Origin of the sequence: Pseudomonas sp. ADPe (genome assembly GCF_014843515.1) — a bacterium.
Classification (GTDB): domain Bacteria; phylum Pseudomonadota; class Gammaproteobacteria; order Pseudomonadales; family Pseudomonadaceae; genus Pseudomonas; species Pseudomonas citronellolis.
Genome location: NZ_CP062122.1, coordinates 3854129 through 3868976 on the forward strand (window position 1 = coordinate 3854129; position 14848 = coordinate 3868976).

The 14848-nt window shown below is 63.1% G+C and carries 13 protein-coding genes and 1 pseudogene; 2 read left to right on the top strand and 12 right to left on the bottom strand.

Annotation, left to right across the window (positions count from 1 at the left end; all coding sequences use genetic code 11):
* Nucleotides 1-659: 659 nt before the first annotated feature.
* Nucleotides 660-3932 carry a carboxyl transferase domain-containing protein gene (locus tag IG194_RS17385; RefSeq protein WP_192353593.1) on the bottom strand — a complete coding sequence of 1091 codons (3273 nt, stop codon included), beginning with the start codon at nucleotides 3930-3932 and terminating at the stop codon, nucleotides 660-662.
* Complete coding sequence (locus tag IG194_RS17390; protein ID WP_058488343.1) at nucleotides 3929-5620, bottom strand: AMP-binding protein; 1692 nt, start codon at nucleotides 5618-5620, stop codon at nucleotides 3929-3931. The genes IG194_RS17385 and IG194_RS17390 overlap by 4 nt, the downstream gene beginning before the upstream one ends.
* Nucleotides 5621-5778: 158 nt before the next feature.
* On the opposite strand from IG194_RS17390, the gene IG194_RS17395 reads away from it, so the two are divergent.
* Nucleotides 5779-6699 carry a LysR family transcriptional regulator gene (locus IG194_RS17395; RefSeq protein ID WP_009613104.1) on the top strand — a complete coding sequence of 307 codons (921 nt, stop codon included), beginning with the start codon at nucleotides 5779-5781 and terminating at the stop codon, nucleotides 6697-6699.
* Nucleotides 6700-6714: 15 nt separating this feature from the next.
* Here the strand turns inward: IG194_RS17395 and IG194_RS17400 are convergent, their stop codons facing one another.
* From IG194_RS17400 to IG194_RS32830, 6 genes and pseudogenes are all read right to left on the bottom strand, one after another.
* Nucleotides 6715-7059: a hypothetical protein gene (locus IG194_RS17400; RefSeq protein WP_058488344.1), complete on the bottom strand. Its 345-nt coding sequence runs from the start codon at nucleotides 7057-7059 to the stop codon at nucleotides 6715-6717.
* A 104-nt stretch (nucleotides 7060-7163) separates the two neighbouring features.
* Nucleotides 7164-7424 carry a hypothetical protein gene (locus IG194_RS17405; protein ID WP_058489706.1) on the bottom strand — a complete coding sequence of 87 codons (261 nt, stop codon included), beginning with the start codon at nucleotides 7422-7424 and terminating at the stop codon, nucleotides 7164-7166.
* Nucleotides 7425-7553: 129 nt separating this feature from the next.
* The gene (locus tag IG194_RS17410) at nucleotides 7554-8036 is read right to left on the bottom strand and encodes a hypothetical protein (protein ID WP_064987552.1); all 483 of its coding nucleotides are present in this window, start codon (nucleotides 8034-8036) and stop codon (nucleotides 7554-7556) included.
* A gap of 525 nt (nucleotides 8037-8561) precedes the next feature.
* Nucleotides 8562-9047: an ImmA/IrrE family metallo-endopeptidase gene (locus IG194_RS17415; RefSeq protein ID WP_064987553.1), complete on the bottom strand. Its 486-nt coding sequence runs from the start codon at nucleotides 9045-9047 to the stop codon at nucleotides 8562-8564.
* Nucleotides 9037-9414 carry a helix-turn-helix domain-containing protein gene (locus IG194_RS17420; RefSeq protein WP_058488347.1) on the bottom strand — a complete coding sequence of 126 codons (378 nt, stop codon included), beginning with the start codon at nucleotides 9412-9414 and terminating at the stop codon, nucleotides 9037-9039. The genes IG194_RS17415 and IG194_RS17420 overlap by 11 nt, the downstream gene beginning before the upstream one ends.
* Before the next feature lie 49 nt (nucleotides 9415-9463).
* Nucleotides 9464-10111: pseudogene (locus IG194_RS32830) on the bottom strand (SOS response-associated peptidase).
* A gap of 8 nt (nucleotides 10112-10119) precedes the next feature.
* On the opposite strand from IG194_RS32830, the gene IG194_RS17430 reads away from it, so the two are divergent.
* Nucleotides 10120-11178, top strand: a complete 1059-nt coding sequence (locus IG194_RS17430) for a tyrosine-type recombinase/integrase (protein WP_225617128.1) — start codon at nucleotides 10120-10122, stop codon at nucleotides 11176-11178.
* A 67-nt stretch (nucleotides 11179-11245) separates the two neighbouring features.
* On the opposite strand, the gene IG194_RS17435 is transcribed toward IG194_RS17430, so the two are convergent.
* The 4 genes from IG194_RS17435 to tnpA all read right to left on the bottom strand — a co-directional run bounded on the left by IG194_RS17435 (nucleotide 11246) and on the right by tnpA (nucleotide 14716).
* A complete protein-coding gene (locus IG194_RS17435; RefSeq protein ID WP_082996226.1) occupies nucleotides 11246-12256 on the bottom strand; it encodes a DUF4365 domain-containing protein in 1011 nt (336 codons plus the stop codon).
* A gap of 192 nt (nucleotides 12257-12448) precedes the next feature.
* Complete coding sequence (locus IG194_RS17440; RefSeq protein ID WP_023911545.1) at nucleotides 12449-13987, bottom strand: IS66-like element ISSal1 family transposase; 1539 nt, start codon at nucleotides 13985-13987, stop codon at nucleotides 12449-12451.
* 61 nt (nucleotides 13988-14048) lie between these two features.
* Nucleotides 14049-14384, bottom strand: coding sequence for an IS66 family insertion sequence element accessory protein TnpB (tnpB, locus tag IG194_RS17445; protein ID WP_003156940.1), 336 nt, complete (start codon nucleotides 14382-14384; stop codon nucleotides 14049-14051).
* Nucleotides 14381-14716 (bottom strand): IS66-like element accessory protein TnpA, encoded by a 336-nt coding sequence (gene tnpA, locus IG194_RS17450; protein ID WP_023911066.1) that lies wholly within the window; start codon nucleotides 14714-14716, stop codon nucleotides 14381-14383. The genes tnpB and tnpA overlap by 4 nt, the downstream gene beginning before the upstream one ends.
* Nucleotides 14717-14848: the final 132 nt, after the last annotated feature.

A 14848-nucleotide genomic window follows, 5' to 3' on the forward strand; every position in this document is an offset into this window, starting at 1 on the left:
CGCCGCACAGCGGTTATTCCCGAATCCCTGCTCCTGACGTTGATTAAATCGTGATTGCTCAATTCAACGTCCTTCCAGCCGCTCCGCCAGGGGCGGCTTTTTTTTGCGACGGTGTTTCTCCTCCACCTAGCGCGGTCTTGCAGGCTGCGCCGAGGTGCTCTTCGTAGGATGGGTTGAGCTTGCGAAACCCATGCTGCCATGGCGATGCGTATCGCTTCGCTCAACGCCATCCTACGACGGCGTCGTAGAGCGCGGTCTTGCAGGCTGCGCCGAGGTGCTCTTCGTAGGATGGGTTGAGCTTGCGAAACCCATGCTGCCGTGGCGATGGGTATCGCTTCGCTCAACGCCATCCTACGACGGCGTCGTAGAGCGCGGTCTTGCAGGCTGCGCCGAGGTGCTCTTCGTAGGATGGGTTGAGCTTGCGAAACCCATGCTGCCGTGGCGATGGGTATCGCTTCGCTCAACGCCATCCTACGACGGCGTCGTAGAGCGCGGTCTTGCAGGCTGCGCCGAGGTGGTCTTCGTAGGATGGGTTGAGCTTGCGAAACCCATGCTGCCGTGGCGATGGGTATCGCTTCGCTCAACGCCATCCTACGAGAGGCCGTGCCCTTGTCCTCGATAACCGGAACCAACGGCGCGATTTCACCCAGCTGCCGTCGTCACCAGGTATCGATGAACGACCGCCCTCCGGTGTCCGCGGGTGCAACGCCGGAAGCCGCGTTGAGGCCGCGCAGCAGCCAGGCGCGGGTATCCGCCGGGTCGATCACCGCGTCGATCTCCAGGTAGCTCGCCATGTTCAGCGCCTTGCCGCTCTCGTAGGCCCTGGCCACCAGTTTGTCGAACAGCGCCTGGCGCGCGGCTTCGTCCGGCTGCGCGCCCAGCTCCTTGGCGAAGCCCAGCCGCACCGCGCCCTCCAGGCCCATGGCGCCGAACTCGCCGCTGGGCCAGGCGGCGGTGAACAGCGGCGCGTGGAAGCTGCCGGCGGCCATCGCCTGGGCGCCCAGGCCATAGCCCTTGCGCAGCACCACCGTGAAGAAGGGCACGCTGAGGCTGGCGGCGGTGACGAACATGCGCGAGACGTGGCGCACCGTGCCCTGCTTTTCCGCCTCGGGGCCGACCATGAAGCCGGGGGTGTCGCACAGCGAGACGATCGGCAGGCCGCGCGCCTGGCACAGCTGCATGAAGCGCGCGGCCTTGTCGCCGGCCACCGCGTCGATGGCGCCGCCCAGGTGCGCGGGGTTGTTGGCGATCAGGCCGAACGGCTTGCCCTCGATGCGCACCAGCGCAGTGACCAGCCCAGGGGCGAACTGGCGGCGCAGCTCCAGCACGCTGCCCTGGTCGGCAAGCAGCTCGATCACCCGGCGGATGTCGTAGACGCGCAGGCGGTTTTCCGGGATCACATGGCGCAGCTCGCGCGGGTCGGCGCATTGCCAGTCGCCCGTCTCGCCCTGGAAGTAGGCCAGGTACTGCTTGGCCACCCGCACCGCCTCGGCCTCGTCCTCCACCAGCACGTCGATCACCCCGTTGGGGCCCTGCACGCTGGTCGGGCCGACCTCTTCCGGCGTGTAGCTGCCCAGGCCGCCGCCCTCGATCATCGCCGGGCCGGCCATGCCGATGCTGGCGTTGCGGGTGGCGATGATCACCTCGCAGCAGCCGAGCAGGGCGGCGTTGCCGGCGAAGCAGCGGCCGGACACGACGCCGACGGTCGGCACCCGCCCCGAGAGCTTCGCGAAGCTGACGAAGGTGTGGCAGTCCAGCCCGGCCACGCCGACGAAATCGGTATCCCCCGGACGGCCGCCGCCGCCCTCGGCGAACAGCACCACCGGCAAGCGCCACTGCGCCGCCAACGCGAGCAGGCGGTCGGTCTTCTTGTGGTTCATCACCCCCTGGGTGCCGGCGAACACCGTGTAGTCGTAGGCGATGGCCATGCAGCGCGCCGCCTGCTCGCCGAACTGCGCGGCGCCCACGGTGCCGATGCCGGCCACCAGGCCGTCGGCCGGGCTCAGCTCCAGCAGTTCCTCGGTGGAACGGCGCCGGCGCTGCGCGGCCAGGGCCATGGCGCCGTATTCGCTGAAGCTGCCTTCGTCCAGCAGGTCCGCGAGGTTCTCCCGGGCGGTGCGCTGGCCGGTCTTGCGCCGCTTGGCCACCGCCGCGGGGCGGCGCGCATCGCTCAGGCGCTCGTGGCGCTCCCTGACTTCGGCCAGGTCGGCCCGGATGTGGGCGAGGTCGATGGCCTGCTCGCTCAGCACCACGCCGCCCTCGACCTCGGCCGGTTCGAGGAACAGCAGCGGCTGCTCCTCGGCCAGCGCATCGCCCGGGGCCGCCGCCAGCAGGCGGACGATGCCGCCGCTTGTGGCCTTGACCTCGAACTCCATCTTCATCGCCTCCAGCACGGCGACGGTCTGGCCGGCGGCCACGCTGTCGCCCTCCGCGACCGCCAGGGCCACCACCACCCCGGTGCTCGGCGCGTTCAGGGCGATGGTGCCGGGCGGCGCATCGACGTTCTGGCGCCGGGTTTCGGCCACGCTGCCGGCGCCGCTGAAATAGCGATGCGGGTGGCTCTCGCCGCGCGCGCTGAGCAGTTCGCCCAGGTGGCGCTCGACGAAGCGGGTGTCGACCTGGTTGGCGGCGACCTCCTCGCGTTGCAGCAGGTTCTGCAGCAGGTGCAGGTTGCTCGCCACGCCCTCCAGGCGGAACTCGCAGAGCGCGCGGTAGGCGCGGCGCAGGGCACCGGGATAGTCGCCGGCGCTGGCGATCAGCTTGGCCAGCAGCGAGTCGTAGGCCGGGCTGACCGCATAGCCGGCGTAACCGTAGCCGTCTACCCGCAGGCCGGGGTCGGACGGCGGCTGGTAGGCGCTCAGCACGCCGGCGGCCGGCCGCGCGCTGCCGTCGGCCTGGAGCGTTTCCAGGTTCAGCCGCAGCTGTATGGCGCAGCCCTGCACGGCGGGTGGCCGGTCCAGTTGGAGTTCGCCGAGCGTGGCGCCGGCGGCCAGGCGCAGCTGGGCGTGCAGCAGGTCGACGCCGGTGACCTGCTCGGTGACCGTGTGCTCCACCTGGATCCGCGGGTTGGCCTCCATGAAGTAGAAGCGCCCGTCGGCCACCAGGAATTCGAAGGTGCCCAGGCCGCGGTAGTCCACCGCGCCGGCCAGGCGCAGGGCGCAGGCGATGATGGCCTCGCGCAGGCCCGCGTCCAGGCCGGGGCTGGGGGCGATTTCCACCAGCTTCTGGTGGCGGCGCTGCAGGCTGCAGTCGCGCTCCCACAGGTGGCTGACGGCGCCCGTGCCGTCGCCGAGCACCTGAATCTCGATGTGCCGGGCCTGCTCCAGCAACTGCTCCACGTACAGCGCGCCATTGCCGAAGGCGGCCTGCGCCTCGGACTGGCAGCGGGCGTAGGCCTCGGCCAGTTCCGCCGGATCGCGCACGGCGCGCATCCCCCGGCCGCCGCCGCCGGCCAGGGCCTTGAGCATCACCGCGCCGTGTCGCGCGGCGAAGGCCTGCGCCTCGGCCAGGTCGATGGCGTGGTTCAGGCCGGCCACCAGCGGGGCGCCGCAACGCTCGGCCAGGGCGCGGGCGGCGGCTTTGTCGCCGAACAGCTCCAGCACCTCGGCCGCCGGCCCGACGAAGGTCAGCCCGGCGGCCTGGCAACGGCGGGCGAACCCGGGGTTCTCGGCGAGGAAGCCGTAGCCCGGGTGCACCGCGTCGCAGCCCTGCTCGCGGGCGATGGCGATTAGCTGCTCCATGTCCAGGTAGGCGGGCACGCCGCGCCCCTTGAGCGGCACGGCCTGGTCGGCCTTGCGCGTGTGCAGGCTGGCGGCGTCGTCGTCGGCGAACACCGCGACGCTGCGGATGCCCAGGTCGGCGCAGGCCTGGGCGATGCGGATGGCGATTTCGCCACGGTTGGCGATCAGCAGCTTGGCGAAGGGCGGGGTCACAGCAGAGGCTCCAGTTCGTTCTTCTTGATCTTGCCGGTGGCGGTCATCGGCAGGCTTGCGACCACGCGGACCTCCGGCACCTTGTAGACGGCCATGGCCTCGCGGCACCAGGCGAGCAGGCTCTCGGCGCTTTCGCCGGCGCCCGGCTTGAGCACCACGAAGGCCACCGGCTGCTGGCCGCGGCGCTCGTCGGGGCGGGCGAGCACCGCGCTGGCGAGCACCGCCGGGTGCTGGCCGAGCAGCGCCTCCAGCTCGCTGGGGAACACGCTCATGCCGTTCACCTTGATCATCTCCTTGCGCCGGCCGAGGTAGCGGATGAAGCCCCGCTCGGTGATCTGGCCGAGGTCGCCGGTGTGCAGCCAGCCGTCGCGCAGCACCTCGGCGCTGGCCTCGGGGCGGTTCCAGTAGCCCTTGAGCAGCGACGGGCTGCGGATGCACAGCTCGCCTTCCGCGCCCAGGGGCAGCAGCTCGCCGGTCTCGAAATCGCAGACCTTGAAGTCGGTGCCCGGCACCGGCAGGCCGACGAAGGTCGGCGCGCTGTTGAGGTCGAAATCGTCCTGCTGGAAGCCGACGATGAAGGTGTCGCAGGTGTGGGTCTCGGTCATGCCGAAGCTGGTTTCCACCAGTGTGGTGCCGGTCAGCTCGCGCCAGCGCCGGCGGTAGCTGGGCGTCAGTTTCTTGATGAAGGAAATGGCGCCCGACACCCGCAGCGAGGAGAAGTCGTATTCGCCGACCCGCGGGTGCTCCAGCACTTCGGCGGCGCTGTCGACCAGCAGGGTGCAGTGGCTGACGCGGTAGCGCTGCACGGCGGCCATGAAGGCCTCGGCGTCCCAGCGCGCCAGCAGCACCAGCCGGCAGCCGGCGAACACCGGGAACAGCAGGCCGCCGTTCTCCCCGGCGATCCAGAACTCCGGCAGGAAGTTCAGCAGTACGCTGTCCTGCTCCAGCCGGTTCGCTACCGACAGGTAGCTGGCGCAGGTGTAGAGCATGTCGCCGTGGGTATGCACGCAGCCCTTGGGCAGGCCGGTGGTGCCGCCGGTGTAGTTGAGCGCCGCCACCTCGTCGAGCCGCGCCTGGTGCTGCGGCACCGGCCCCTGGCAGGCCTCCAGGGCCGGGAGGAAGTCGACGAAGTCGTCCCCGGCCAGTTTCGGCGCCAGCAGCATGTCGGGCGGTGGCAGGCTGGGCGTGGCCGGGCACAGCTCGCTGAGGCTGGTGGCCAGCAGCCGGCGCAACGGCGTTTCACCGCGCACCTGGCGCACGACCGGCAGCAACTGGTCGAAGCACAGCAGGGTTTCGGCGCCGCTATCGTTGAGCTGGTAGCCCAGCTCCAGCGCCTTCGACAAGGGGCTGACCGGCACGTACACCGCCCCCGCGCGCAGGATGCCGTAGAAGGCGACGTGCAACTGCGGGCAGTTGGGCATGAATACGGCGACGCGCTCGCCGGGGCGCACGCCCAGCTCGGCCAGCAACGCGGCGCAGCGGTCGGCCAGGCGGTCCAGCTCGGCCCAGGCCAGGCTGTGGCCATAGAAGTCCAGCGCGGGCGCCTCCGGCTTCAGGCGCGCCCAGCTGCGCAGGTATTCGCCAAGCGGCTGCTGCCCATGCGGGTAGTGCGGCTCGCGCGGCGTGCCGGCTGGCCAGGCGGCGGCCTGGAGGCGATGCAGCGCCTGGAGGTAACGGGCTTCGTTCATGGCGGGCACTCTTGTCGTTCTTGTTGAGCCGCATCTTAAAAAGCCGGGGGGAGCGAAAGAACTGACGCCTATTCATCGATATCCATGAACGCTATGCATGGTTGTTCCGGTAGGGATCGCTGCTAGGCTGGAGCGGCTGGGGATAGAGGATGATCGGCATGAATCAAGCACATGAATGGTCGACGCTCGGTCGTCTGGACCTGAACCTGTTCCGCGTCTTCGAGGTGGTCTACCGCGAGCGCAACCTGACCCGCGCGGCGGACGTCCTGCACCTGAGCCAGTCGGCGGTCAGCCACGCCCTGGCGCGCCTGCGCGAGCAGATCGGCGACCCGCTGTTCGTCCGCCACGGCCGCGGCGTGGCGCCGACACCGCTGGCCGAACAGCTGGCGCCGGACATCCAGCACGCCTTGAACGGCCTGCGCCGCAGCGTGATCCGCCGCCAGGACTTCGACCCGCAGCGCGACCAGCGCACCTTCCACCTGAACATGCCCGAACAGTTGGAGCCGGTGGTGCTGCCGGGCATCCTCGACCACCTGCAGCGCACCGCCCCGCAGGTCGGCGTGCGCAGCAGCAGCGTGCACTGGGCGGAACTGAAACAGGAACTGGCCGCCGGCCGCATCGACTTCGCCATCGAGATCGCCCGCCCCACCGACGCCACGCTGCGTCACCGCCAACTGTGGCGCGACGACCTGTGCGTAATGGCCGGCCCGGCCTTCACCGGCGAACTGACGGCGGAGCGCTACCTGGCCGCCGAACACGTCGCCGTCACCTCACGACGCCGCGGCATCTGCATAGAAGACCTGGCGCTCGGCCAACTCGGCCTGACCCGCCAGGTGCGCCAGCATTGCCAGCACTACCTGTCGGCCGCGCTGCTGGTGTCGCAAAGCGATTGCCTGCTGACCATGGCCAGGCGCTACGCCGAACTGCTCAACCGCGGCCTGGGCAACCGCCTGCTGCCAATGCCCCTGGAACTGCCGCCGGTGACGCTGAACCTCTACTGGTCACGGCACGCCGATGGCGAGGCCGGGAACCAGTGGCTGCGCGGGCAGTTGATGGAGGTGGTGAAGCGGATGCGTTGAGGTTGGTGGCTACGCCTAAAGCCATTTCCCGCTGACCAGCATGCTGCCGATCAGCGCCAGCCACAGCGTGGCCGGGACGTTGAGCAACTGCAGCCAATGAAGCGCCCTGGGGCCGCGGAACGCCCAGAAGGACAAAGCTATCAAGGCCAGGGGAAGCAACTGCAGCCAGGCGAACAGTTGCCCATTCACCTCCCGGTGCCAACCGCCGAACCCGATGACGAGCGCGAGCAAAAACAGCAACAGCGCGCACGCCCCATGGGCAGACGAAATCAGCCGCAAGGCCATCGGGGTGCCGGCAGGCGCGGTCTTGAAATACCAGTAGCTCGTCGAAAGCAGGATGAGGACGCAGAGCACTTCCATGGCCTTGCCTCGTGGCGGGAGAGGGATGGAGCACAGTGTGTAATTACAGGCCCGGCAACAAAAAGCCCCCGACGAGGCGAGGGCTTCTGGAAGCGGCGCAGCGCTTACTGCAGCAGCACCAGGTCGATGCTTTCGGGCTTCAGCTTGAGCAGCAGCACGTCGTAGTAGAACGCCAGCGCACCGAAGCCGACGCAGAACACCAGCATGCTCAAGGTGCCGCCAACCATGCCGTCGCGGTCGGCGATAGCGAACAGGCCGAAGATGAAACCGAACAGGAACAGCCCGGAAAGGAGCTTGCAGACCAGCCGTACCAGGCCGCGGAAGGTGTAGAGCAGGTGGAACAGAACGGTCTTGATGGCGCGCATGGCGACCTCCGTGTCGTTGATGAAAGCGAGCGCCGAGTCCATCGGCTGAATGGGGGGGATTATGCCAGAGCTGGCGGCGGTGTCGCTGCCCCAGGCTGTGCCTGAAGGGAATACTCCCTCCTTTTTCGTTCAAGCCGTGGTATTCACCCCGGTCCCGCTGGTGCTGCTGCCGGAGTCCGTCAGCGCCTCGGAGTAGGCGGCATAGGCAGTCGCCACCGCGGCGCTGGCCGTCGCGACGCGCGCCCGGGCAGCTTGCTCCTGCACCTGGCGGGCCTGCTTCTCCTCCTCGGTCTGGTTGCCGCCGCTCTGGCTGACCTTGGCAAGTTCCTGTTCGGCTTCCTGCAGTTCCTTCTGCGCCTGTTCCACAGCCTCCTTGAGCTTCTCCAGCGTGCTGTCCGAGGTGCTGCTGGAACTGCTGCCGCTTCCCCCGGCGCCACCCGCGCCACCGGCCCCGCCAGCACCTTGCGCCGAACCGCTTGTATTGGTTTGGGAGGTGCTCGTTGCGCTAGAGGTGGTACTACTGTCGTCACTCGTCGACGCGGTGGCGGTGGATGAGTTTGAGGTGGAAGTGAAGCGGAGATTCATGTTGCTGACGGACGAGATGCTGGACATCGGAAGGCTCCGGATCGTAATGGATACCCGGCATGGCGGCCTTCGTGGGGAAACCTTTAGTGGGGTTTGTTAGCGGCTTGGTATCGGTCTAGATACTTTGTTTGGGCAAGGTGCGGGAAACAAAAATAAATCTGTCCTCATTTTCTCAGATGTGTGCTGCAGTGGAAGCCTGCAGATGAGAAAGGGTGGCCTTACGGCCACCCTTTGGAGCGAGCTACATCAGCTGATGTAGATTTTGAAGGGCTTGCCCACCGCGCGCTGGATCTGGCCGTTTTTCAGGCGGCGAGTCCAGCGCAGGATGAAGGTGCCCCGTTCGTCGGTGTAGGTCATGACCTAATTCCTTTTCGGGGGTTGCCACCACTTGTCGTTCTGGACAAACCGCAAAGATGTACTTAGACTTGGCTCTTGCGTAGGGAGCCTCCGCTATCACACTTCTTTGCGTTTTGCAAGAAGCGGGTGGAGAACTTCTTTGGCTGGTATTGCTAGCCACCAAGTTCTGACTGTTTACGCCGCAATCGTATTCAGTCAGAACTTAAACTCCATCTGCATTTCAGCTTTTGGCAGCCCGAGCAGCTCAACTACGGAGTCTGCGAAGAAATCTGCCTGCCATTCAGAGTCTTCGTGCTTCGTTGCTTTGCCTTCAGAGAAGTGGAGCAACGGCTTATGGCCAAGCACGATGTGCCCGATCTCATGCAAGAAAATACGAACTGCTTCAGCCTTGCCGCGGCACAGGTCGGTGTAGAGCTTGTTAGGTACGTAGATCATTCCTTTGTTGGGATCGACTGTGGCGCGGGTATAGTCCAGCCATTCCTCATCTTCGATGACGTCCACTTGGATGCCGTAGTGCTCGAGGCGCGAAACAAGGTTTTCTGCTTTGCCGCTTTTGAACGACGTCTTGTGGATCCTGATGATTTCGCATACGCGATGGGCGACGTCGCGAATCAATCTCTGATCTAAGGCGGGGACGCGATGTCCCCGCATGCAATAGTTATCATCGGTTTCAGGCGTCATCTTTACATTTCTCCCCATAAATTTCGGAAAGTAGAGTGCCGAGCTTGGTCAATTGCTCCTGATTGAGGTCGGAATTGGCGAAGCCTGCGATCAGCATTTTGTGATGTGCGGGAAGGCCTTCTAGGGACACGCTTTCATTTGATTCGCATGCCATCGCCTTGAGGCGATTTACTTGGACGTGCTCCCCTTTCGCATTGAAGTAGCTAGCAATTTTTTCCACCCACTCCATGGGCACCTTGCTTCTGCCGGTCTCCATTGCGCTGAGAAAGGCGGGCGAGGTACCGAGTGCGGTGGCCATATTGCTGAGCGTCAGCCCCAAATGGCGCCGATACTCTCTGACGGCGGTGCCGAATTTTGTAAGCGACATAGGTAGCTCCCTTTTGTCCCCAGTGATTTGCTACTTCGTATTCTCGCTTTTAGCGATTCAAGTAGTCAACTTGAAAACTATAATGGTTGAGCGAGACAGTTTCGTCAACCTGTGTTCTGGCAATCTCCTTAGTGGGTTCAATCAACTGTCCCTCTGATTCCGGACGTCCCCTGCATCCGTGCTGACGCGGAACCACTCGAAGGTTCTTCCATGCGCGTGATTTGTTCGATGTGCTACTTCGGCGTCTGCGGGGTCCATCCATTCCGCGGCGAACTCCTGCGATAGCATCACCAGCCGGCGGTCGTTCACGTCCGCCATACTGCCTTGGGCGTCGCGGTGATGATCACGAATCCATCGTGTTCGCCTCCTATTGGGAGCTGGCCGATAGCTGCCGCCAGGCAGGCCTGTCCGTCGCGTCGGCGAATGAAATAAGCCTGCTTCTTCGGCCCGCCTTCGTCCTCTCGGTGCGGCTAGATCGCGCGGAAGAATGGGCCGTGCGCTACCTTCTCGACGCGGGCGCTGATCGGTGTCGCTCGATCCTTGGTCTGTACGGCCGCCATCCTCGTCTCATGCGCTCACCGATGACCACTCTCTCATCGTTGATCGTCAGCAGCACATGGGTGGTCGGCGCCACGTTGTAGCGCATGTCGATAGGCTCTTTCGGCAAGGCCGACCCCGGTATCTGAAGAAAGGCTATGCCGTCTGATGAGTATCACCAAGCTCCCGGATGGCCTCTGGTTCGTCGACGTCGAACCGATCAAGGGCAAGCGCTTCCGCAAGCGGTTCAAGGCCAAGGGCGAGGCCCAGCGCTTCGAGACCACGGTGCGGCAGAAATGCGCGGAGAACCCCGCGTGGAGCATCAAGCCTAAGGATCGCCGTCGACTCTCTGAGCTGGTGCAACTCTGGTACGATCTGCACGGCCGTTCACCGCGCGACGCACCCCGGCGCCTCTCCAAGTTGCGGCAATTGGCTGCGCGATTGGGCGACCCGGTAGCGACGGCCCTGGATGCGTCTTCGTATGCAAGCTTGCGGTGCAAAAGGCTGGAGGAGGGGGTATTCGGAAAGACGCTGAACAACGAGCTGGGCTACATCCGTGCTGTGTTCAACGAGCTGAAGGACCTGGGCCAGATCGACTACGACAACCCACTGGCCGGGGTGAAGCTGCTCAAGCTGCAAGAGCGGGAGCTGTCGTGGCTGACAACTGAGCAGATCGGCGAGCTTCTCGACTCCATCCGCAACTGCTGCGACAACCCGCATACCGAACTGGTAATGCTGCTCTGCCTGGCTACCGGTGCTCGATGGTCTGAAGCGGAAAAGCTGCCTGCGCATCGACTCCAGGGCAACGTCGTAACCTATGCCGGAACCAAGTCAGGGAAGGTACGCCACGTACCGATTCCACCAGAGCTGGCTGACCGAGTAAGGGCGCATTGGCGAATGCATGGTCCGTTCACGTCCTGCATCACATCCTTCCGCCGCGCCCTGGATCGAACCACGATTCAACTGCCGCAAGGTCAGGCTAGCCATGCTCTCCGGCATACCTTCGCCAGTCACTTCATGATGAATGGCGGGAACATCCTGACGCTTCAGAGGATACTCGGGCATTCGACTCTGACGATGACTATGCGTTATGCGCATCTCTCGCCGGAGCATCTGCAAGATGCAATTAGGTATGGGCCATTGGTGGGTTACAAGGGGGGCGCAGTGATGTATAGTTCGCGCCGAGGAAGCTTTAGTACAGGCAATGCCAAGGTTGTCGCTACTTAAAAAAGGCGATAATGTTGCTCCGGCAATAGTCCTATGTTTGTCTAGAACGAGTCTTCCTCTCTTCTTGTTACATGCTCTTTCGAGCGCGCGCTACCTCATAGATTGAGTATAGTGTTCTAGTGGTTTCCTCTTTTCCTGATAGCGGTTCTCTTATGGTCGTGCTTTCTATAATTACGCGAACTACCGCTTCTTGTCGCTCGAAAAAGGTCACTCGTACCGTAATGCCCTCATAGTGCCTACTCTGTATTCTCCCGCTTGGAAGGGTGTGCTGGGATACTTTAGTAAGCATGGCTGGGGTCAGGTTATTCGAGGGGTCGAGTAGTTTGCTGGCAGCGGGGAGCAAAAGTAACGACTGCATCATGCGGGCCTTAGAGCGCCCTGATCGTGTCATGTGGCGCCAGCCGCGGTTAGTGATCCTAACGTTACTAAATCTAGTCGGCCTTTTCTCTGCCTCTTGCATCCACGCACTGTAGAACTCTCTGCACCGCTCGTGAAAGCTTTCGGAGCTAGTGGTGATTTTCCCAGGGTGGATGTTTGTCCAATCAAGTCTCGAAGGCGCGATAACTACAGGGAGTGCCCTTAGTTCTGCCCATTGCCAACAAAGATTGTAGAGTTCGGATTTTCCGTTAATCGCGTCTAGCTTTCTTTTTGTTTCAAAGCGAACTGCGCCACTATCTCTGAAATTAGATGGGTCTCTGAGGTCCGTCCAGAAAACAAGAGGTGTGCCTTTTGTTACCTTGGGAGGTATTACGTTTATCATGATTACCGGGCCTGGAAATTTTAGCCATCTAGGTCGGTGGCTATCCAAGTAATCTTTTTTTAGGTTGATACTATATTCCCTTCCTTTGGGGATGTTGCTTTTGTAGCCGGTTTTAACTTGGGCAAAAATAACATCGCCCGTAGGGCCTGCGTACTTGGATTTTTCCCTTCTCTTTAGGAATATGAGAATATCTAAGCTGTTGTCATTGTGGGCTGATATTGTCTCTATCCCACACCCCCAAAGCCCCTCAAGTATCCAGGACAGCCAGCTAATTCCAATCTGGCCGGTATGGTTCGTATCAGAGAGTTTTTTCCCCATTTGGACCTCAAGCCCTACGATGCTAGGTTGGCCCGTAAGCGTCTAGCTAACTCACCTTGCGTATCTGTATCACAGGCTGCACGGGTAGCTGTATCACACGCTGAACGCTTACCGTGTATCACATCGTGAACGCCCAAAAAATCAGTGCGAGACTATTACGGGTAGGCTGTTTGGGGTGATACACCGCTGTGGTTACATGCCTGCTTCAGGCTGTATCCACTGATGCGGCAGCAGTTGACTGATTTCGCTTGCCCGCTGCGTTGGTAGCCGCATGAGCACGTCCTTCAGGTAGGCGTACGGATCGTGACCGTTGAGGCGTGCTGACTGGATCAGGCTCATGATCGCAGCCGCCCGTTTGCCGCTGCGTAGTGAACCGGCAAACAGCCAGTTCGAGCGCCCCAATGCCCAAGGCCGAATCTGGTTCTCGACCTGATTGTTGTCGATGGGCACGGCTCCATCTTCCAGATAGCGCGTCAGCGCTAGCCAGCGTTTTAGGCTGTAATCCAGGGCTTTTGCCGTGGCTGATCCATTGGGCACCCGATCACGCTGGGCCAGCATCCAGTCATGCAGCGCATCGAGGATCGGTGAAGACTTTTCCTGGCGTATTCGCCAGCGTTCTTCATCGCTCATGTGCCGTGCTTGCCGCTCGATTTCATACAGCCCGGCAATGGAGTGCAGCGCCTGTTCGGCTAACTGGCTTTTGTTCGCTGAGTGCAGATCGAAAAATTTGCGGCGGGCGTGGGCCATGCAGCCAATTTCGGTGATGCCCTGCTCGAAGCTGGCCTTGTAGCCGGCGAAGTCGTCGCAGACCAGTTTGCCATTCCACTGACCCATAAAATTGCGCGCATGCTCACCTGCACGGCTTGGGCTGAAGTCATAGACCACGGCCTTCAGGTCGGCGAAGGGTGTGGTGCAGTATGCCCAGACGTAAGCCCGGTGGGTTTTCTTCTCGCCAGGGGCCAGCATTTGCACGGGGGTTTCGTCGGCATGGATCACGCCTTGCGCCAGTACCGCCTCGCGCAGGGCATCGACCAATGGTTGGAGCTGTACGCCGGTTTGTCCGACCCACTGCGCCAATGTCGAACGCGCGATAGCCAGACCCGCACGGCCAAAGATCTTCTCTTGCCGGTACAGCGGCAGATGATCGGCGTATTTGGCCACCATGACATGAGCCAGCAAGCCGGCAGTCGGGATGCCCTTGTCGATCACCTGGGCTGGTACCGGCGCCTGGATCAATGTTTCGCACTGGCGGCAGGCCCACTTGCCACGCACATGCTGTTCGACGGTGAACACGCCAGGCGTGTAATCCAGCTTTTCGCTGATGTCTTCGCCGATGCGTTGCAGCGGGCAGCCGCAGGCGCATTGAGTGTTCTGCGGCTCGTGACGGATCACAGTACGCGGAAACTGGGCTGGCAGCGGCGCGCGCTTGGGCTGTTGGCGGGGTTCAGCCGGAGCCGCCGGAGGATTGAGGGTTTTCAGTTCCGCCTCGATGGCGGCGATGTCCGTGTCGAGCAAATCATCCAGCAGGCTGCCCTGTTCAGGGCTTAGTTGCTCGCTACGCTTGGCGAACTTGTGGCGCTTGAACCAGGCGATTTCGTGGGTGAGCTGCTCGATGATGGTTTGATCACGGTGGATCTTTTTGCCCATCGCATCGACCTGCGTGAGCAACTGGGCGGCCAGTGCGCGCAGTTGCTCAGGTGTTAGTTGGTCGAGATTGGGCAAGGAAGTCATGCCGCTGATTGTGCCAGAGCAGGCGATCCGCGCAGATAAAGCGATAGGCTAATGGCCGGCGCTACAGCATTGTGATCGCACCGGCTGCACCAACCCGCTGCCAGGGTAAACCGAGCACCAAAGCCTGAAGCTGCTCGGTGTCGAGTTCAACTTCCAAGCCGCGGTGGATGCCTGGCCAGTGAAACTTGCCTTGGTTCAATCGCCGCGCGGCCAGCCAGATCCCTACACCGTCATGCACCAACACTTTCATGCGGTTGGCGCGGCGGTTGGCGAACAGATAAGCACAGTGCGGCTTCGCCGCACCGAATACCGCCACTACACGGGCCAATGCGGTTTCGGTGCCGGCGCGCATGTCCATCGGCTCGGTGGCCAGCCAGATGCGATCGATGCGAATCATGCGAGCAGCCCGCGCAGCAAGCGTGTACAGCCTTCGCCGTCCTGCACCGGCCAGTGCACCGACAGACTGCCGGCGTGGTAGGGGATTTCGATTCGTATCGTCAGCTCTTCAGAGCTGGCCTGCTCTGAAGGCAGGATGCCGAGCGGCACCGGGATAAAGCGTGCAGATACGACCGGTAGCGGCTCGCGCTGCTTACGAATCCATTTATGCACCAGGTTGGCATTGAGCCCGTGGCTGAGCGCCACGCCGGCGACGGAAGCACCGGACTGGGCGCACTCTTCGATGACCTGGGCCTTGAAAGCCTTGGGGAATGTACGGCGCTGTCGAGACACGAAACCCTCCAGAAAGTGGCTTGAAATGGTGTCCACCAAAAATAGGTGCACACCATGCCGCTATCTGGAAGAAGCGGGGAGATGGGTTCGGCGGACGGTTACGTTGGCCCTTCGCGACCACCCCAACATCAT

Coding starts and splice junctions, on each gene's coding strand:
- IG194_RS17435 (WP_082996226.1), bottom strand. CDS start 12,256: ATGGGGAAAAAACTCTCTGATACGAACCATACCGGCCAGATTGGAATT.
- IG194_RS17410 (WP_064987552.1), bottom strand. CDS start 8,036: ATGTCCAGCATCTCGTCCGTCAGCAACATGAATCTCCGCTTCACTTCC.
- IG194_RS17405 (WP_058489706.1), bottom strand. CDS start 7,424: ATGCGCGCCATCAAGACCGTTCTGTTCCACCTGCTCTACACCTTCCGC.
- IG194_RS17395 (WP_009613104.1), top strand. CDS start 5,779: ATGAATCAAGCACATGAATGGTCGACGCTCGGTCGTCTGGACCTGAAC.
- IG194_RS17420 (WP_058488347.1), bottom strand. CDS start 9,414: ATGTCGCTTACAAAATTCGGCACCGCCGTCAGAGAGTATCGGCGCCAT.
- IG194_RS17430 (WP_225617128.1), top strand. CDS start 10,120: ATGAGTATCACCAAGCTCCCGGATGGCCTCTGGTTCGTCGACGTCGAA.
- IG194_RS17440 (WP_023911545.1), bottom strand. CDS start 13,987: ATGACTTCCTTGCCCAATCTCGACCAACTAACACCTGAGCAACTGCGC.
- IG194_RS17415 (WP_064987553.1), bottom strand. CDS start 9,047: ATGACGCCTGAAACCGATGATAACTATTGCATGCGGGGACATCGCGTC.
- tnpB (WP_003156940.1), bottom strand. CDS start 14,384: ATGATTCGCATCGATCGCATCTGGCTGGCCACCGAGCCGATGGACATG.
- IG194_RS17390 (WP_058488343.1), bottom strand. CDS start 5,620: ATGAACGAAGCCCGTTACCTCCAGGCGCTGCATCGCCTCCAGGCCGCC.
- IG194_RS17400 (WP_058488344.1), bottom strand. CDS start 7,059: ATGGAAGTGCTCTGCGTCCTCATCCTGCTTTCGACGAGCTACTGGTAT.